Source organism: Polynucleobacter sp. SHI8, from assembly GCF_027944005.1.
Classification (GTDB): Bacteria; Pseudomonadota; Gammaproteobacteria; order Burkholderiales; family Burkholderiaceae; genus Polynucleobacter.
In genome coordinates this window covers 623,962-643,034 of the sequence record NZ_AP027204.1, presented here as the reverse complement: position 1 = coordinate 643,034, position 19,073 = coordinate 623,962, and the positions used below count along the sequence as shown (strand labels likewise).

18 protein-coding genes are annotated in these 19,073 nt (G+C 40.4%); 6 read left to right on the top strand and 12 right to left on the bottom strand.

What is annotated here, in order from left to right; translation table 11 throughout:
- Positions 1-2: 2 nt before the first annotated feature.
- The 8 genes from pnp to QMN06_RS03250 form a co-directional block, all read right to left on the bottom strand.
- Positions 3-2,186, bottom strand: coding sequence for a polyribonucleotide nucleotidyltransferase (gene pnp, locus QMN06_RS03285; protein ID WP_281971102.1), 2,184 nt, complete (start codon positions 2,184-2,186; stop codon positions 3-5).
- A gap of 256 nt (positions 2,187-2,442) precedes the next feature.
- Positions 2,443-2,712 (bottom strand): 30S ribosomal protein S15, encoded by a 270-nt coding sequence (gene rpsO, locus QMN06_RS03280; RefSeq protein WP_281971101.1) that lies wholly within the window; start codon positions 2,710-2,712, stop codon positions 2,443-2,445.
- Between the two features lie 284 nt (positions 2,713-2,996).
- Positions 2,997-4,556 carry a 2-isopropylmalate synthase gene (locus QMN06_RS03275; RefSeq protein WP_281971100.1) on the bottom strand — a complete coding sequence of 520 codons (1,560 nt, stop codon included), beginning with the start codon at positions 4,554-4,556 and terminating at the stop codon, positions 2,997-2,999.
- 213 nt (positions 4,557-4,769) lie between these two features.
- A complete protein-coding gene (pssA, locus tag QMN06_RS03270; RefSeq protein WP_281971099.1) occupies positions 4,770-5,624 on the bottom strand; it encodes a CDP-diacylglycerol--serine O-phosphatidyltransferase in 855 nt (284 codons plus the stop codon).
- On the bottom strand, positions 5,621-6,274 hold the full coding sequence (locus QMN06_RS03265) for a phosphatidylserine decarboxylase (protein WP_281971098.1): 654 nt from the start codon (positions 6,272-6,274) through the stop codon (positions 5,621-5,623). The genes pssA and QMN06_RS03265 overlap by 4 nt, the downstream gene beginning before the upstream one ends.
- A gap of 3 nt (positions 6,275-6,277) precedes the next feature.
- Positions 6,278-7,294: a ketol-acid reductoisomerase gene (gene ilvC / locus QMN06_RS03260; protein ID WP_281971097.1), complete on the bottom strand. Its 1,017-nt coding sequence runs from the start codon at positions 7,292-7,294 to the stop codon at positions 6,278-6,280.
- A 57-nt stretch (positions 7,295-7,351) separates the two neighbouring features.
- Positions 7,352-7,843: an acetolactate synthase small subunit gene (ilvN, locus tag QMN06_RS03255; protein ID WP_281971096.1), complete on the bottom strand. Its 492-nt coding sequence runs from the start codon at positions 7,841-7,843 to the stop codon at positions 7,352-7,354.
- Positions 7,840-9,576 carry an acetolactate synthase 3 catalytic subunit gene (locus tag QMN06_RS03250; protein WP_281971712.1) on the bottom strand — a complete coding sequence of 579 codons (1,737 nt, stop codon included), beginning with the start codon at positions 9,574-9,576 and terminating at the stop codon, positions 7,840-7,842. The genes ilvN and QMN06_RS03250 overlap by 4 nt, the downstream gene beginning before the upstream one ends.
- Before the next feature lie 240 nt (positions 9,577-9,816).
- On the opposite strand from QMN06_RS03250, the gene QMN06_RS03245 reads away from it, so the two are divergent.
- The 4 genes from QMN06_RS03245 to QMN06_RS03230 are packed head-to-tail and all read left to right on the top strand — an operon-like array spanning position 9,817 to position 12,005.
- The gene (locus QMN06_RS03245; protein WP_281971095.1) at positions 9,817-10,383 is read left to right on the top strand and encodes an RNA polymerase sigma factor; all 567 of its coding nucleotides are present in this window, start codon (positions 9,817-9,819) and stop codon (positions 10,381-10,383) included.
- Positions 10,384-10,393: 10 nt separating this feature from the next.
- On the top strand, positions 10,394-10,954 hold the full coding sequence (locus QMN06_RS03240; protein WP_281971094.1) for a DUF3619 family protein: 561 nt from the start codon (positions 10,394-10,396) through the stop codon (positions 10,952-10,954).
- Positions 10,955-10,983: 29 nt separating this feature from the next.
- Positions 10,984-11,451: a DUF3106 domain-containing protein gene (locus tag QMN06_RS03235; RefSeq protein WP_281971092.1), complete on the top strand. Its 468-nt coding sequence runs from the start codon at positions 10,984-10,986 to the stop codon at positions 11,449-11,451.
- Positions 11,452-11,471: 20 nt separating this feature from the next.
- On the top strand, positions 11,472-12,005 hold the full coding sequence (locus QMN06_RS03230) for an RDD family protein (protein ID WP_281971091.1): 534 nt from the start codon (positions 11,472-11,474) through the stop codon (positions 12,003-12,005).
- On the opposite strand, the gene QMN06_RS03225 is transcribed toward QMN06_RS03230, so the two are convergent.
- Genes QMN06_RS03225 through QMN06_RS03215 form a run of 3 tightly spaced genes read right to left on the bottom strand, consistent with a single transcriptional unit; the run spans position 12,002 to position 17,170 of the window.
- Complete coding sequence (locus QMN06_RS03225; protein WP_281971090.1) at positions 12,002-14,485, bottom strand: FtsX-like permease family protein; 2,484 nt, start codon at positions 14,483-14,485, stop codon at positions 12,002-12,004. The two genes, QMN06_RS03230 and QMN06_RS03225, sit on opposite strands and share 4 nt — an antisense overlap.
- Positions 14,472-15,257, bottom strand: a complete 786-nt coding sequence (locus QMN06_RS03220) for an SDR family oxidoreductase (RefSeq protein ID WP_281971089.1) — start codon at positions 15,255-15,257, stop codon at positions 14,472-14,474. The genes QMN06_RS03225 and QMN06_RS03220 overlap by 14 nt, the downstream gene beginning before the upstream one ends.
- 20 nt (positions 15,258-15,277) lie before the next feature.
- Positions 15,278-17,170: an ATP-binding cassette domain-containing protein gene (locus QMN06_RS03215; protein WP_281971088.1), complete on the bottom strand. Its 1,893-nt coding sequence runs from the start codon at positions 17,168-17,170 to the stop codon at positions 15,278-15,280.
- A 100-nt stretch (positions 17,171-17,270) separates the two neighbouring features.
- Here QMN06_RS03215 and QMN06_RS03210 point away from each other — a divergent pair, with 100 nt between their 5' ends.
- Together QMN06_RS03210 and QMN06_RS03205 are read left to right on the top strand one after the other, a co-directional pair.
- Positions 17,271-18,005 carry a pseudouridine synthase gene (locus tag QMN06_RS03210; protein WP_281971087.1) on the top strand — a complete coding sequence of 245 codons (735 nt, stop codon included), beginning with the start codon at positions 17,271-17,273 and terminating at the stop codon, positions 18,003-18,005.
- Between the two features lie 14 nt (positions 18,006-18,019).
- Positions 18,020-18,775 carry a sulfurtransferase gene (locus QMN06_RS03205; RefSeq protein WP_281971086.1) on the top strand — a complete coding sequence of 252 codons (756 nt, stop codon included), beginning with the start codon at positions 18,020-18,022 and terminating at the stop codon, positions 18,773-18,775.
- Here the strand turns inward: QMN06_RS03205 and QMN06_RS03200 are convergent.
- Positions 18,769-19,065: an antibiotic biosynthesis monooxygenase gene (locus QMN06_RS03200; protein WP_281971085.1), complete on the bottom strand. Its 297-nt coding sequence runs from the start codon at positions 19,063-19,065 to the stop codon at positions 18,769-18,771. The two genes, QMN06_RS03205 and QMN06_RS03200, sit on opposite strands and share 7 nt — an antisense overlap.
- Positions 19,066-19,073: the final 8 nt, after the last annotated feature.

Here is a 19,073-nt window from a genome sequence, read left to right as displayed (position 1 = left end):
AATTACTGTTCTGCAGGTGGTTGCTCTTGAACTACAGGAGCAGCCTCTTCAGCAACAATCGCTGGTTGTTGTGCTACTGGAGGCAATGGACCACCTTCTTCAGGTGACAATGCTTTCATAGACAACTTCAAACGACCACGCTCGTCAGCAGCTAACAACTTCACTTTAACGATTTGTCCTTCTTGCAAGAAGTCTTTTACTTCCTTAACGCGCTCATGAGCGATTTCAGAGATATGTAATAAACCATCTTTGCCTGGAAGAATATTAACTAATGCACCAAACTCTAAAATCTTGACCACTGGGCCTTCATAGATTTTGCCCACTTCGGCTTCAGCAGTTATTCCTTCAATTTGACGCTTTGCCTCTTCCATGCCTGAAGCACTTGTTGAAGCAATCGTTACTGTACCGTCATCTTGAATATCAATACTGCAACCAGTTTCTTTCGTTAATGCCTGAATCGTCGCTCCACCCTTACCAATCACTTCACGAATCTTGTCTGGATGGATCTTAATCGTAACCATTCTTGGAGCATGCTCTGACAACTCAGTACGAACTGTAGACATTGACTCTTGCATTTTTGACAGAATATGCAAACGACCTTCTTTAGCTTGCGCTAAAGCAACTTGCATAATTTCTTTCGTAATACCTTGTACTTTAATATCCATCTGCAACGCAGTTACGCCATTTGCAGTACCAGCCACTTTAAAGTCCATATCACCTAAGTGATCTTCATCACCAAGAATATCTGTTAACACTGCGAAACGGTTACCATCTAAAATCAGGCCCATTGCAACTCCGGCGACATGCGCTTTTACTGGAACTCCGGCATCCATCAAGGCTAAGCATCCACCGCAAACGGAAGCCATGGAAGATGAACCATTTGATTCAGTAATTTCTGATACCAAACGAATACTGTATGCAAAATCTTCAGACTTTGGCAATACAGGAATTAAGGCACGTTTTGCCAAACGACCGTGACCAATTTCACGACGCTTAGGACTTCCTACGCGACCAGTTTCACCTGTGGCAAATGGAGGCATGTTGTAGTGGAACATGAAACGATCACGATACTCACCTTCTAAGGCGTCGATAATTTGTTCATCTCTTGCGGTCCCTAATGTTGCTACTACTAAGGCTTGAGTTTCACCGCGTGTAAATAATGCGGAGCCATGCGTGCGTGGCAATACACCTGTTCTGATTTCAATCGGACGAACTGTTCTTGTATCACGACCGTCAATACGTGGCTCTCCACTGAGAACTTGGCTACGAACAATCTTGGACTCTAAACCAAACAAAATATTTCCAACAGCAACATCATCAACGTCACCTTCGGCAGATAACTGCTCAAGAACTTTAGAAGTTACTTGTTTGAGCTCTGTTGAACGTGCTTGTTTTTGACGAATTTGATAAGCAGCACGAAGACCTTCTTCAGCTAAGGCTGTTACCTTAGAAATGAGTTCTTCATTCTTCGGTGCAGGCTTCCAATCCCATTCTGGTTTACCAGCTTCGCGTACTAAATCTTGAATCGCATCAATGGCTATTTTTGCTTGATCATGTCCGTATACAACTCCGCCTAACATGATTTCTTCTGACAACTCGTGAGCCTCTGATTCAACCATTAACACTGCATTTTGTGTACCAGCAACAATTAAATCTAACTGACTTTCTAATTGCTCTGAACGAGTTGGATTGAGCATGTACTCACCATCTTTGTAACCAACTCTGGCAGCGCCTAAGGGGCCATGGAATGGAATACCAGAAATCGCAAGAGCTGCAGATGCACCAATCAATGATGGAATATCTGCTGGCACTTCAGGATTGATCGACATTACATGAATCACAATCTGCACTTCGTTATAAAAATCTTCAGGGAATAATGGGCGGATCGGACGGTCAATCAAACGGGAAGTTAATGTTTCGCCTTCAGATGGACGTCCTTCACGACGGAAAAAACCGCCTGGAATCTTACCTGCCGCATACGTTTTTTCAACATAATCAACTGTTAATGGGAAAAAATCCTGGCCAGGTTTAGCATTCTTGGCAGCTACTACAGTAGCTAATACAACGGTATCATCCACATTTACTAATACAGCACCACCAGATTGACGTGCAATTTCGCCAGTCTCCATAGTTACAGTGTGCTTACCCCATTGAAACGTTTTTGTTACTTTATTAAACATACTCATCTTTTTCTCCAATTCATGAACAATAGACGCAAAACATCATTGCGTCACTTATCGACGGTGATTTAATTCCCTCGAACATTAGAGCGTGAGATTTATTGATGAAATGAACAAGAAAGGGCATGCCATTCCATTGGTGTTCTATCCATTAAAAAAACAACAATGGAATGACACATACCCAAATATTTCTCTTTAAACCCAAACTCTATTACTACTGATAAAACAATAATGCCCGCATATGAAAGCGGGCATATCTGATTTACTTACGTAAACCTAATTTTTCAATTAACACTTTATAACGATTTAAATCTTTACCTTTGAGGTAATCTAAAAGACGACGACGGCGAGATACCATCTTTAATAAGCCACGACGACTGTGATGGTCTTTTAAATTTGCCTTGAAGTGAGGGGTTAAATCATTAATACGAGCAGTTAAAAGCGCAACTTGCACTTCAGGACTACCTGTATCATTTTCTGCACGGGCGTGCTCTTTTACAATACCTGCTTTTGCTTCTGTATTAACAGCCATTTCTTACTCCTTACTTGCGAACACCAAAGTCTAAACACACCATGTGTTGTAAACCTTTTAAAGTGCCGTGATTAAAAAACTATCCTTATTCAATAGGATAGCTTCCCATTGTAGCAAAATTCTACATTTATTAAAAGATTTATCTTCCTAAGACTCTTTTATACTCCAACCTAAAAAACTAAATATGTAAGAGAATCATCTATTTAACAAGCAACCACACCGAAACAGGTTGCATGACCAGCAACCTGTAGTGAAGTTCATCTTAAAGATAATCGAATTCCTAATTATGGCGCCATCTGAGCATTGAGTTTTTCTAGTGATGGATCGTGTAAGCGATTCAGAGCACCAAGATAAGCTTTAGCAGAGGCTGCAATAATATCTGGGTCTGTTCCCACACCATTCACAATCCTTCCACCTTTCGCTAACCGGACAGTCACCTCACCCTGAGATTGCGTACCGGTCGTAATTGCATTGACTGAATATAGCAATAACTCTGAGCCACTATTTGCCTCTTTTTCGATCGCATTAAAGGTGGCATCCACTGGACCATTGCCATTAGCGCTTGCCTCCCTTTCTAGACCGCCGACCTCCATCACAATCTTCGACTCAGGCTTCTCACCCGTTTCCGAACGTTGGGACAAGGAAACAAATCGATAATGATCAGAGCCGTCTTTCACCTCAGCATTCGAAACAATCGCCAAAATATCTTCGTCAAAAATTTCTGACTTTTGATCAGCCAATGCTTTGAAGCGACCAAATGCCTCATTAATTTCTACTTCTGAATCAAGGCTAACACCTAACTCTTGTAAGCGTTGTTTGAAAGCATTTCTACCCGACAACTTACCAAGAACAATCTTGTTCGCACTCCACCCAACATCTTCAGCACGCATAATCTCATAGGTGTTTCTTGCTTTTAAAACTCCGTCTTGATGAATCCCCGAAGCGTGGGCAAAGGCGTTCGCACCAACTACGGCTTTATTCGGCTGAACAACAAAACCAGTGATTTGAGAAACCATTTTTGAGCTTGCAACAATTTGAGAAATATCGGTATCAACGCTTAAATTAAAATAGTCTTTACGTGTTTTGATTGCCATCACAATTTCTTCAAGTGCTGTATTACCAGCTCGCTCACCCAGTCCATTAATTGTGCACTCTACTTGTCTTGCTCCGCCAATATGAACTCCCGCTAAAGAGTTTGCAACTGCTAACCCTAAATCATTATGACAATGAACTGACCAAATGGCTTTGTCAGAATTTGGTATTTTGTTACGCAAATCCAAGATGAACTCACCATATAATTCGGGTATGGCGTAACCAACGGTATCAGGCACATTGATCGTTGTTGCACCCTCTTTAATGACAGCTTCAAGAACTTGATATAAAAACTCTGGATCAGATCGGTAGCCATCTTCTGGAGAAAATTCAATATCATCCGTAAAATTGCGAGCGAACCTTATCGACTGTATCGCCTGCTCCAGGACTTGCTCCCTAGTCATTCTGAGTTTTATCTTCATGTGCAACTCACTCGTGGCAAGAAACACATGAATCCTTTTTGAATTGGCCGCAGCTATCGCCTCAGCTGCTCTCGAAATATCTTTATCATTGGCTCTTGCTAAAGAACAAATGGTGGAGTCTTTGACGGCTGCTGCTACTGCCTTGATGGCTTCAAAATCACCAGGTGAACTTGCTGCAAATCCAGCTTCAATGACATCAACCTTCAAACGCTCGAGTTGACGGGCAATTCTGACCTTTTCATCTTTAGTCATCGACGCACCTGGGGATTGCTCACCATCTCTTAAAGTGGTATCAAAAATAATGACTTTTTCTTGCGCTACTTGATTCATTCTCGTTCTCCTAAAACTTCATTTCCTAAAATAAAAAACCCCAGCAAATTTGCTGGGGCTGGTATGGTGAGCTTCAATCTAGTGTTTTATTGATGCGCCCTTATACCGGCCCCGATGTTTAGATCAAGTCCTAGTAGGTTTAACAATAATAAAGATTGAAAGATGAAATTCATAGATTTACTATACACCGAAATGACTTTTGTGTCATTTTTCTTATTTAGGACTCGTTTTATTGTGATTAATCGTCTTGAAATACTCCCATACCCACAAAACGTATCCTGATAAGGCATAAACCAGAAAAAAGCAAAAAATAGTCAGTGGTGGATAGGTGGACATTAATACTAATCCCAATATGACAAAAACCATCACACCAAAGGACACCTTGTAGCGAATGTCTAAAGCCTTACCACTATAAAACTTAGCATTAGAAACCATCGTTATACCCGCATAGACCGTTATACAAAACATCGTCCAGGGTATCGCAGCATCACTCACTGGTAAATGATTATCCTCGGCTAACCATACAAATCCCGCCACAATAGAGGCTGCGGCCGGGCTTGGCAATCCCTGAAAAAAACGTTTATCAATGACGCCCGTACTGATATTAAATCTCGCTAAACGAAGTGCAGCCCCTGCGCAATAAATAAACGCAGCAACCCAACCCCATTTACCTAAGCCTTTAAGAGCCCACTCATAAGCAACCAAGGCCGGTGCAACACCAAAGGAAACCATATCAGCGAGGGAGTCATATTGTTCACCAAATGCACTTTGCGTGCGTGTCATACGCGCAACGCGTCCATCCATACCATCTAAAATCAGGGAACAAAATATCGCCATCGAAGCGACTTCCCAATGCTGATTCATCGCTTGAACAATCGCAAAAAATCCGAAGAATAATGCTCCTGTTGTAAAGGCATTTGGTAATAAATAGATGGCTTTATTGCGGGGACGCTCTACTAGCTCTTCATGATCATCTTCAAGCAAATCATCTTGAAACACATTACGTCGTCGATGAACTTTCGTTCGACTAAAAATTCTAGGACGTTTTGGTCTTACTCTAGGCTTCATGAATCCAAATGACTCAAAATAGCTAACAACGTTGTGGTGGCATATACGGTGTCCCCAACAGAAACTAAAGGCTCAACATCTAGGGGCATATACACGTCTACTCTTGATCCAAATCGAATAAAGCCATAACGCTCGCCCTTCTTCACAGCGTCGCCAACCTGCGCGTAACACAATATACGTCGCGCAATTAAGCCAGCCACTTGAACTAGCGTAATATCGTGACCATTTGCATCAATCACAACAGCATTTCTTTCGTTTTCAACAGAGGCTTTATCTAAGTCTGCATTGAAAAACTTACCCGGAAAATACTCAATTGATTTGATACGCCCATTCACTGCAATACGATTGGAGTGAACGTTAAACACGTTCATAAAAATACTAATTTTTAAAGCGTCTCTTTTTGCATATGGATCAAAGGTCTTTTCAACCGCAACAATCCTGCCATCAGCTGGAGCCAAAATTGCATTAGCGGCGATAGGAACCAATCTGGGTGGATCGCGAAAAAACTGCAAAACAAATATAAATAAAATCCAAATCGGCAGGGCGTAATACACCCCAATGAATTTCGTAAAAATGATAGCCAATATCCCTAATCCAATCAGATATGGCCATCCTTCTCGAGCAATAATGGGGTGCTTATAGACTGACATTAATTAGTTCTTGCTTTGATCAACTAATTTGTTTTTTGCAATCCAAGGCATCATTGAACGTAACTTACCACCGACTTGCTCAATTTGATGCTCTGCATTTAACCGTCTGCGAGAAATCAATGTTGGTGCACCTGCACGATTTTCTAAAATAAAACTCTTTGCATATTCACCAGTTTGAATGTCTTTGAGAACATCGCGCATCACTTGTTTAGTCTGTTCAGTAACAACTCTTGGGCCAGTAACATACTCGCCATATTCTGCATTGTTAGAGATAGAATAATTCATATTGGCGATACCGCCTTCATAAATTAAATCAACGATTAATTTAAGTTCATGCAAGCATTCAAAATAAGCCATCTCAGGAGCGTAACCTGCTTCAACTAAAGTCTCAAAACCAGCTTTAATTAATTCAACTGCTCCGCCACATAAAACTGCTTGTTCGCCGAATAAATCAGTTTCAGTTTCTTCACGGAAATTAGTTTCGATAATGCCGGCACGACCACCACCGTTTGCTGTTGCATATGAAAGAGCGATGTCACGTGCAGCGCCTGACTTGTCTTGGTAAACAGCTACGAGATGAGGTACACCACCACCTTGTGCGTATGTACTTCTTACAGTGTGGCCTGGGGCTTTTGGTGCAATCATGATGACATCCACATCATCACGTGGAATCACTTGACCATAATGCACATTAAATCCGTGCGCAAATGCTAAAGCTGCTCCAGCTTTGATATTTGGCGCAACTTCGTTTTTATATACTTCAGCAATTTGCTCATCAGGTAAAAGCATCATCACAATATCAGCGCCTTTAACTGCTTCAGCAACTTCTTTTACTTGTAAACCAGCATTCACAGCTTTGTTCCATGATGCACCATTTTTACGTAAGCCAACAGTGACTTTCACGCCTGAATCATGCAAATTTAATGAGTGAGCATGACCCTGTGAGCCATAACCAATAATTGTTACTTGTTTACCTTTTACTAAGGATAAGTCCGCATCTTTATCGTAAAAAACTTTCATTTTTATTCCTATTTAAATATTGTTTTAATCATGTACTGCAACAACTCATTACAAGTACTACACCCGTAAAATTCTTTCACCACGGCCAATTCCAGAGGCGCCAGTTCTGACAGTTTCCAAAATGGCAGATTTATCAATTGATTCAATAAATGCATCTAACTTTGCAGAATCACCTGTTAATTCAATCGTATAACTCTTATCCGTGACATCAATGACCCGTCCACGGAAAATATCCGTAGTTCGCTTCATTTCTTCACGCTCTTTACCTACGGCACGAACCTTAATCAACATGAGTTCGCGTTCAGTATGCGCACCTTCGCTTAAATCGTAGACTTTAACAACTTCAACCAAACGATTCAAATGCTTTGTAATCTGTTCAATCACTTCATCTGAACCTGCAGTCACAATCGTCATACGTGAGAGAGATGAATCTTCCGTCGGTGCTACCGTCAAACTTTCAATGTTATAACCACGCGCAGAAAACAAACCAACAACGCGTGATAACGCGCCGGGCTCATTTTCTAGAAGTACAGAAATAATATGTCTCATTCGGCATTCTCCGAACCTAAAATCATCTCAGTAATTCCTTTTCCTGCTTGAACCATTGGCCAAACGTTCTCAGATGGGTCTGTTTGGAAATCCATAAAGACTGTTCGATTTTTGAGTGCTAAAGCTTCGCGCAATGCGCCCTCAACGTCTGATTTTTTCTCAATACGCATGCCCACGTGACCATATGCTTCAGCTAATTTCACAAAATCAGGTAAAGAATCCATATAAGAGTGTGAATAGCGTTTGCTGTAACTGAGCTCTTGCCACTGACGAACCATACCTAAATAGCGATTATTAAGTGAAATAATTTTAATTGGCGTGTCGTATTGCAAACAAGTAGAAAGCTCTTGAATACACATTTGTATCGAACCTTCACCTGTAATCGTACAAACAGTTTCATCCGGAAACGCTTTTTTAATTCCCATGGCATATGGCAAACCAACACCCATTGTGCCAAGACCACCTGAATTAATCCAACGACGCGGCTTGTTAAATTTATAAAATTGTGCCGCCCACATTTGATGCTGCCCAACGTCAGAACAAATAAAAGCATCGCCATGCGTTAATTCAGATAATGTCTCAACAACATATTGTGGCTTCACAATCTGAGATTCACGGTCATACTTTAAGCAATCTGTTTTACGCCATTCATTAATCTGATTCCACCAAGCATCTACCGCTAATTTATTTTTTAACGGGCCTGCAGCTCGCAACTGAGCAATCATCTCTTGTAAAACATCTTTTAAATTACCAACAATAGGCACATCTGCACGAACTCTTTTCGAAATCACAGATGGGTCTATATCAATATGAATAACTTTTCTTGGCAAGCTCATAAAGTGCGCAGGATTACCAATCACGCGATCGTCAAAACGTGCACCAATGGCAATCACGACATCTGAATGTTGCATAGTCATATTCGCTTCATAGGTACCATGCATACCAGGCATACCTAGGAAATTAGGGTGCGTCCCTGGAAATCCACCAAGACCCATTAATGTATTGGTGACCGGATAACCCAGCAACTCAGCAAATTCCTTTAATTCAGCAGAAGCATTTGCCAAAATAACACCACCGCCTGTATAGATGTATGGTCTTTCAGCTTCACGTAACAAACTTACTGCTTTACGAATTTGACCTGAATGTCCTTTTAATACTGGACTGTAAGAGCGCATATCTACAGATGTAGGATATTCATAAGTAGTTTTATGGAAAGAAATATCCTTCGGAATATCAATCACAACAGGACCTGGACGACCGGTCTGTGCAATATGAAATGCTTTTTTAATAGTTACCGCTAAATCACGCACATCTTTGACTAAAAAATTGTGCTTCACGATTGGCCGGGTAATACCTACGGTATCACACTCTTGGAATGCATCTTCGCCGATCATATTGGATGGAACATTACCGGTAATGACTACTAGCGGTATCGAATCCATATATGCCGTTGCGATACCTGTAACAGCATTAGTTACGCCTGGTCCTGAGGTAACTAAAGCGACGCCAACATTACCTGATGCTCTTGCATATCCGTCCGCGGCATGCACTGCACCTTGTTCATGTCGAACTAATATATGTTCAAATTTATCTTGCTTGTGGATCTCGTCATAAATATACAAGACTGACCCACCTGGATATCCCCACACATACTCAACGCCCTCTTCGGCTAATGCACGAACTAGGATTTCTGCGCCAATTACTTCAGGGAGATTTGGGGATTTTTGATTCATCGAATCAAGGGGTGTTGCTTCTTTAACTGTATTCATATTCTTTCTATAGTCCTTTGCAATTTTCGGCAAAAAATTGGTTGGTCTGCTCTTGGTTTTGCTTTTGACTAAACTTTGAGCCCTTTGCTTATATTGATCTCAATCCATCTTTTGAAGGGTTTTGTATAAGCGAACTTGTGATTGTATTACATTTTTAGGGTTTTTTTCCACAAAACTTTTCAATTGAAGTCTAAAATTCAGTCTATGGCATCTGAAAAAGAACTATCTGACTTTCTTAAAGCAAGTGAAAAACGCGCGTTTAAGCAAGTACTCTATTCTGTAAGAGATGAAGATGCTGCTTTGGACATTGTTCAAGACTCCATGATTAAACTCGCCCAAAGTTATGGTCACAAAAATATCGAAGAATTGCCATTACTTTTCACAAGAATTGTGCAAAACTGCACGAAAGATTGGTTTAGGCGTCAAAAAGTCCGCAATACATGGGTCACCCTCTTCTCAAAATTTGGTAAAAATGATGATGGGGAAGATATTGATCCACAAGACTTTTTTGAAAATTCTGAAGATTCTAGCTTTGGCAAAGAATCTTCATTACAGATAGAAAGAATGGAATTATCAACAATTTTGGAAAAAGAGATAGAAAAGTTACCTAGACGTCAACGAGAAGCCTTCCTCATGCGTTATTGGGAGGAGTTAGATATTTCTGAGACTGCTGTAGCTATGGGATGTAGCGAAGGAAGCGTAAAAACACACTGTTCAAGAGCTACCCAAACTCTTGCAGCAGCCTTGAAAAAACTTGGAATTACCTTTTAAAATTGAAATTATGAACGCATCGCAAACGAATATTACTCTTATCAACTCTCAAGTAGTCAATCCGTTGACTAGTGATGATCTTTATGTTGATCAAATTGGTAAAACTATTGCTCGGTCACTCGACAAAGAACTAGCGCACCTATCACCCAAGGTGCTTCAACGTCTTGAAAAATCAAGAGAAATTGCCTTATCTCAGCAAAAACATGGGACATCATCAGCTTCACCTATCCGTTCATCAAAGAGTTCATCAAAATCTAGCTTCTTGCCAAAGTTGGGACCATTAAGCCCTATTTTGGTCGTTCTATTATTGGTTTTTGGAATTGCTCAATGGCAACAAAACGCTCGAATCGATAACATCGCAGATGTTGATACTGCTATTTTGACGGATTCTGTCCCTCCAGATGCTTATGCTGATGATGGTTTTAGATTATTTTTGAAAAAGATGATGAGTCCTTCAGAAACAAAACCTGAAACAGATTTAGTAAAGATAGAAGAGTCCTCATCAGCTCCCAAAGAAAATACCCCTGCAAATATTGAGAATCGTGCTCCAGATATCAGTACTAATCAGTAAGCCAATTTAATGAAGGCGAAAAGTTACATATGATCGGTCGACGGTTTTTTCTAGCGTGCGCTGTTTTGACTTTGTTTTTTACAGGGGTATCATATAGCTTCGCCCAAGGGGTCATTCCAAACAATACGTCCTGGTCAAGCTTAACAAGCTCCCAAAAGGAAACATTAGCGACTCTTCAGGAAGATTGGGGCACTCTTTCTGCCGAACAACGCTCAAAGTGGGTTCAATTAGCCAATCGCTACGAAAAACTACCAGAAGCAGATCGCGAGCGCTTGAAATCAAGAATGTCTGATTGGGCAAAACTGTCCACCAATGATCGCAGGGTAGCTAGAGCTAATTTCATTAAAAGTCTCGATATTCCAAATGATAAAAAATCTGAAGCATGGGAAGCTTACCAACAATTAACTCCTGAGGAAAAAAAGCAATTGGCTGATGAAGCTGCAGAGAAGAATAAATCGAAAAAACCTTCTTTAGTTAATTCGCCGACACTCAAATAATCATTAATTATATTTTGCACTTGATCACACCTGCCCCAAGTATTCGTCTACGGATTTGCGTCACTCTTTATGAAATGCTCATACTCGTGGGTGTTTGGGCATTAGGTTATTTAGTACCGTCCCTAATACTCGGTGTCATCTTTCAAGTCCAATTACCTAGTTGGCTTGCATTTGGACATGTATATATTTTGTTCGGGATTTATTTCACTTGGTACTGGACTCATACTGGCCAAACATTGGCCATGCAAACTTGGCATGTAAAAATGGTCGATGAAAATGAACAGCTTCTGAAAAGAAACCAAGCCCTGATTCGCTATGCAATTTCAAGCCTATGGCTATTTCCAACGGTGATTATTTATATTCTTTTTAAACATGTATTTTTGATGCCACTGGGGAATTGGCCAACGATTGAGTTAATGTTTTGTATGGTTCTATTTTTCTGGCCACTTACTTGTCTATTTGATCGATCAAGCCCTCATGGAGCTCAATCTTTAGCCGATAGGCTAGCCAAAACTAAACTTATTTTGGTTCCTAAAATACCGAAGATGGATTAAGTTTTAAGAATCATATTAGGTGAAGTCTGAAGTGTCTTTACCCTTAACCAAATACTTGCCATACTGTTAATTGCAACCCCTAAGAGAATGCCAAACCATATCAGCCATTTGGGGAATGCCATCTCAATCTCCAATATATAGTTGGATAAGTACCATCCAGCAAAGCTAGCAAAAAAACCACTCAAAATACCAGCAATACCTCCGCAAATGAATAACTCTAACAGCCATACTCGAGAGAGATATTCTTGACTTGCACCCAATGTTTTTAAAATAGCTACCTCATTCATTCGCTGTTCTTGAACGGATAAGAGAGCAATCATTAACACTACAAAACCAGCTAATAGGGTAAATAAAAATAGAACTTGAATTGCAAAAATCAATTGTTTCAAAATATCCTGCGCTTGAGCAATCGACTCTTCAATATTGACAGAGGTGATATTGGGAAATCGATAAATAATATCCATATCTACTCTTTGATCAGACTCCTGTCGAAAAGCCATAATCCAACTCTGCGGAGCTTCTTTCAATAAATCAGGAGGCATCATTGCAAAGAAATTAACTCGCATCGAATTCCAGTCCAGTTTGCGTACTGAAGTAATCTTGACTTGATAGGTTTGACCTGCTACTTCAAAGCTTAGAAGATCTCCAAGCTTTAAACGTAAAGACTTCATCATCCCTGCTTCCATAGACACTTGCTGGGTATCAGCGCTTTCAAACCAACGACCTGAGATGATACGATTTTTTACTGGGATTTTATCTGCATAGGAAAGGTTAAATTCCCGCTCTACTAATCGCTGGGTATTTTGATCTGAAAAATCTGCACTCCGAATCTCTCGATCATTAATCGCCATTAATCTACCCCGAATCATCGGGTAAGAATCAAAATCTTTACTCCGCAGTTGCAGCGATAAGATATTCTCTACTGCTTCTTTTTGATCAGGTAAAACATTTAATATAAAGCGATTATTTGCACCAGGTGGAACACTGGTTTGCCAAGCATCCAATACATTAAATCGAATAACAATGAGCAATAAAATGGCAAGCATAGCAATACCTAGCGCCGTAATTTGGAAGCTAATCCAAGACGGGTCACCTGCTATGCGCTGTCCTGCAAATCGAATACCCGGTAAAGAAACATGCCGATTACTTAAAAGCTTGCCAATCCACTTAGCAAGTAAGTAAGCACTTCCGGCAAAAATAACGCAGGCTCCAACAAATCCTCCAAGAACCATCAAGCTCAAGCGCAAGTTATTGGCGATCCATAATAATAAGAAAAAATAACTGCTGATGCCTAAACCTACTGTCAAAAGGTAATTAAACCTAATTTGGGTGCTCTCTTTTCTTAAAACGATGTTAGGCGAAACTTGGGTAAGCGCTAATAATGGGGGAAGTGCAAATCCAAGTAACAAAACACAAGCTACAAGAAGTCCCCAGATCAAGGGCCAAAGGGTCGGACTTGGTAAATCTTTGTCTAACAAATTTTGCATAATTTGGATCAAAACTTCTTGTAATCCATAGCCGAAAGCCACTCCCAAAGTTCCACCCAACAACATTAATAAAAAGAATAAATACAAGTGTGTCTTAATGATTTGAAATCCTGAAGCGCCAAAACATTTTTTGACTACGGTAGAAATCACCTGCTTTTTGGCATATCGACGACTTGCTAAAGCAATACCTACTGCGGCAATCATCCCAGTCAATAACGCAACTAATGATAAAAAACGATTAGCCTGGTCAATTGTTTTACGAAGTAAAGGCTGACCGCTTTCCAGATTTTCAAGATTGACGCCTCGAATCTTATGTTCTTCTATCCAGGATTTTGACCATGTGGTAAAAGCTTGTATCGACTCTTCACTTTGCGTGAGCGATTGATTTTCTGTACCAGCGATTAACAGTCGATAACTTGCACGACTGCCTAGTCCAAGTAATCGTGTTTGGGATAGGTCAGCTTCATGAATCATGGCGCGGGGTGCAAAATTCATAAAACCGGCGCCACGATCTGGTTCACGAATAATCAAATTACTAACAACAAACTGCTTTTCACCTAGGGTGATGACATCACCCATCTTTAATTGATAGATGGACGCCAGCTGAGGATCCAACCACACCTGACCAGGTAATAGAGGTGCGCTTCTATTTTCTAATGTCAAGTTCCCACGCAACGGATAGCTTGATGAAACGGCTTTTAAGGAAACCAACTTACTCTCTTTTCCTACTTGCATCATGGTAGAAAAAATAGTAGTTTTTGCCACTCGTAGTCCCAATGCATTCGCTTTACTTTCAAAAGCTTGGTCTAGGGTTTGATCACCTCTTACAATCGTATCTGCAGCAATCATCTCACGCGCTTTTTGGGAAAATGATTGTTGTAACCTGTCTGACAAAAATGTAACGCTCGTGATAGCTGTGACTGATATCACTAATGCAATCAATAGCCAGATAAGTTCACTGGCTATTGCAAATTTTTTTTTATATTCCAGCAAAACTTCCACCATCTACCCGCAACGTGGTACCGGTAATATAAGATGCTTTCTCACTAGCTAAAAAAGTTGCTGCATCAGCATATTCTTCAGGTGTTCCATAGCGCTTCATTGGTATTGAACTCACGCTACGCTTGGTAATGTCTTCTAAAGGCTTACCTTCATTATTCGATCGTTGCTGATCAAGATACAAAATACGCTCTGTCAAGATTCTACCTGGCAGAATAATGTTTACTGTGACACCTTCACCGGCAACTTCATTCGATAACGTTTTTGTCCATCCATTTAATGCCAAACGTAAGGTATTCGAAATGGCTAAATTGGCAATGGGTGCAATGGTCCCTGAACTCGTTGTTGTAATAATGCGTCCCCATTGACGCGCGCGCATACCGGGTAAAACGCGATCAGTTACTTTCATAATCATTAAAACCATGTGATTGAAGTTGGTCTGCCAAGATTCAATCGATTGATTAAACGCTTGACTCATTGGTGGACCACCTGAGTTATTAATCAAAACATCGACTGGTCCAACTTCATTCTCAATTTGGGTAATTTTTGCATCAATCTGGTCAAGCTGATGTAAATCCCATGGCAATACATAAGCAAACCCACCATTGTCTTTAATCTGTTTGGCAGTCTCTTCCAATAACTCAACACTTCTACCTGTTAAAACTACCTTAGCACCTTCTTTTGCAAGAGATACGGCAATTGCTTTTCCAAGCCCTTTGCTCGATGCCAATACAAGTGCTACTTTGTTATTTAATCCCAAGTCCATCTTGTTCTCCTTTTTACTTTTTAATTCGCCATCAATTCTTCCCATTTTGACATGAGATGATCTAATCGTTTTTGAATTGTTAAAGCCCGTTCCTGAAGTTCTTTCGCTAACTCAGCTTGATCGATATAAATTTTGGCATTACTCAGCTGTTCGGTAATACCCGTCTGCTCTTGCTCTAGTATCTCGATTTCTGAAGTAATTTTATCTAATTCAACTTTTTGATATTTATTGTTCGACTTCTTTTGAGGAGTTGGCTCTTCCTTTGGCTTTGCAAGCTTGGCTGTTTTATTCTCTTCAGCGGGTATGGATTTTTGTAAATCTAAACGACGTTGGTTCTGAATCTTCCAATCTTCATAGCCGCCTTCATATTCTCGCCACTTTCCATCGCCTTCAAAGGCAATCATACTGGTCACTACGTTATCTAAAAATTGACGATCATGACTCACTAGAAACACAGTTCCTTTGTAGTCCTGTAAAAACTCTTCCAACAAATCTAAGGTATCAATATCTAAGTCATTGGTTGGCTCATCTAAGACTAATACATTGGCGGGCTTTGCAAAGAGGCGCGCCAACAATAAGCGATTACGCTCTCCACCTGATAATGTTTTGATCGGTGATCTAGCACGCTGTGGTGAAAACAAAAAATCATTGAGATAACTTTTAACATGCTTACGCTGCCCACCGATTTCAACCCACTCACTTCCGGGGCTAATGAAGTCCTCTAGCGTAGCTTCTAAATCTAAAGATTCTCTGAGCTGATCAAAATAAGCAATTTCAATCATGCTGCCCTGCTTCACTTCTCCTTGATTTGGCTGTAATTCTCCAAGAATAATTTTTAATAGTGTCGATTTACCAGCGCCATTCGGTCCCAATAGACCTACTTTATCGCCGCGCAAAATGGTCCCTGTAAAGTCTTTCACAATCTGTTTATCACCAAAGGCTAAGGAAACATTTTCTAATGCGGCAACGATTTTTCCAGTTTTTTGTCCGGAATTAATATCTAACTTTACCTGTCCAACGAGTTCTCTTCTTTGTGATCGCTGTTCACGTAAGTGTTCTAACCGAGCGATTCGACTCACGCTACGTGTTCTTCTAGCTTCAACTCCTTGACGAATCCAAGCCTCTTCTTGAGCCAATAACTTGTCCGCTCTTGCGTTTGCAAGAGATTCATCCATCAACTGCCGCTCTTTTAAGCCTAAATAGGATTGAAAATTTCCAGGATAACTGCGAATAATCCCTCGGTCTAACTCAATAATCCGCGTCGCCACTCGATCTAAAAATGCCCGGTCATGGGTAATAAAAACTAAGGATCGATTCATGTCAATGAGAAGCTGCTCCAACCATTCAATAGAATCCATATCTAAATGGTTAGTTGGCTCATCAAGCAACAATACATCTGGTTGCGTGACCAATGCCTGTGCAAGCGCTACTCTTTTTTTGTTTCCACCAGATAATTCAGACATCAAGCGTGAACCATCTAAATGTAATTGATGTAAAACTTCATCAATTTTTTGCTCCCAAGCCCAGCCTTGGTTGGCATCAATTAGTCCATACAACTGATCCATGCGATGTTGCACATCATCAGTCCACTCCTGCATGCTCAATTCTTCATATTCAGCTCGACAATTTCTGATTTCTTCAAGACCTTTTGCTACGGTATCAAAAACACTATCTGTGGAAAGAAAGATCGGTTCTTGAGCCACATACGCAATTTTAATCCCCTGTTGCTTCTGAATAAGTCCTGAGTCTGGCTTTTCTAATTCAGCAATGATTTTTAAAAAGGAAGACTTCCCTGCACCATTTCTGCCAATCAAGCCAACTCTTTCACCCTCCTCTAAGGAAAATGAAGTATTTGCGAGTAAATCCACATGCCCATATGCAAGCTGAGCATCACTAATAACGAATAAAGCCATGAAGAGTAAACAATCTATTTAGATGAAGGTAAATCCAGTGGGATTTGCCTGAAGAACGTATTTTAAGCCGAACTTGTGTCGATTGCTTGATAATAGAGGGGTGGAAAAAATACGAATATCTAAATTACTCTCTGAACAAGGCCTCTGCTCTCGAAGAGAAGCAGATTTGTACATTGAACAAGGGCTCGTCACTGTTGATGGTGAGGTTATAACCGAACTCGGCTCAAGGGCTTTTGCTCATCAGAAAATTGAGCTTAAAAAAGAAGCCAAGCTAGCCCAAGCGGCAAGAATTACGATTCTGTTGAATAAACCTGTTGGTTTTATCTCTCATTTAGATGAAGATAAAGAATATGAGCCGGCCGTTGCTTTAATTACCCCAGATCGTTTTTTTAGAACGCATCTAGATGCCAATAAGAACGCGAAAGTCAATACTAGGGGATTAGCTCCAGCGGGTCGATTGGATATTGACTCCACGGGTTTATTAGTCCTTACTCAAGATGGTCGTATCGCCAAACAAATTATTGGGGAACACAGCAATATTGAAAAAGAATATTTGGTTCGCGTAGAGGGATCTATCGACCATACGGGTCTTGCCATGCTTTGTCATGGCCTTTCATTAGATGGTGTGGCACTCCAACCAGCAAAAGTCAGTTGGCAAAATGAAAATCAATTGCGCTTTGTTTTGCGCGAAGGTCGAAAACGTCAAATCCGTCGCATGTGTGAAATGGTTGGTTTGCATGTCATTGGCTTAAAAAGAATTCGGATTGGTCAAATCACTCTTGGCAACTTACCTCTAGGGCAATGGCGCTTTCTTCGTCCAAATGAGAAATTTTAGTGAGGAGTTAGATCTTGTTTTTAAATATCTCAACTTATCGCTTTTGTGAGCTAGAAAATCTCGATAATCTTCGAGAACAACTCTTAGAGCAGTGTTTAATCAAAGAATTAAAAGGAACTATATTGATTGCCCCAGAGGGAATCAATATGTTTTTGGCTGGAAAAGAGAATCATATTCGTGAATTTTTTAAGTGGCTGAATCAATTTCCAGAATTAGCAAATATCGTCACAAAGGATAGCTGGTCAGAGTACCAGCCTTTTAAAAAAATGCTCGTCAAGGTCAAAGACGAAATCATACGGATGAATCATCCAACGATTCAAGCGTTTAAAAAAAGAGCTCCAAGTGTCAGTGCAAAAAAATTAAAGGAGTGGCTATCTCAGGGTTGTGATGATGCTGGCAAACCCATTGTTCTTTTAGATACGCGTAATGCTTTTGAAGTGGAATACGGCACCTTCAAGGATGCCATTCATTTAAATATAGAAAAATTTAGTGAATTTCCGCAAGCACTTGCGCAAGAAATAGAACAGCTGAAAAATAAAACCGTTGTTAGCTTTTGTACAGGTGGGATTCGTTGCGAAAAAGCCAATTTATTGATGCAAGAAATCGGTCTTGATAATACGCTGCAACTCGACGGTGGCATCTTAAAATATTTTGAAGATGTGGGTCAAGATTTTTATGAGGGTGGATGCTTTGTTTTTGACAACCGCATCGCTCTTGACCCTGAGCTTTCTGAGCATCCTTTAGAGAATGCTCCTCGCCGTAATTACTGAGTCAGTAATGTGAAATGCTCGACGACTGGAGGACCCGCAAAGAATGGACCAACAATCTCACGCCATTTTGCATAAGCTGGGGAGTTTCGAAAGTCAACCATATGATTATCTAAAGTTTCCCACTCAATCATGAGTAAATAGCGCTGTGGATTTTCTATCCCTTTTTGGATTTTGAAATTTCTAAATCCTTCTGCTCCTGAAATAACTTCACGAACACCCTTCTCGATAGCAATATCAAACTCAGCGTTTTTGCCAGCTTGGATGGTGATATCTGCGATTTCTAAAATCATATAATTCT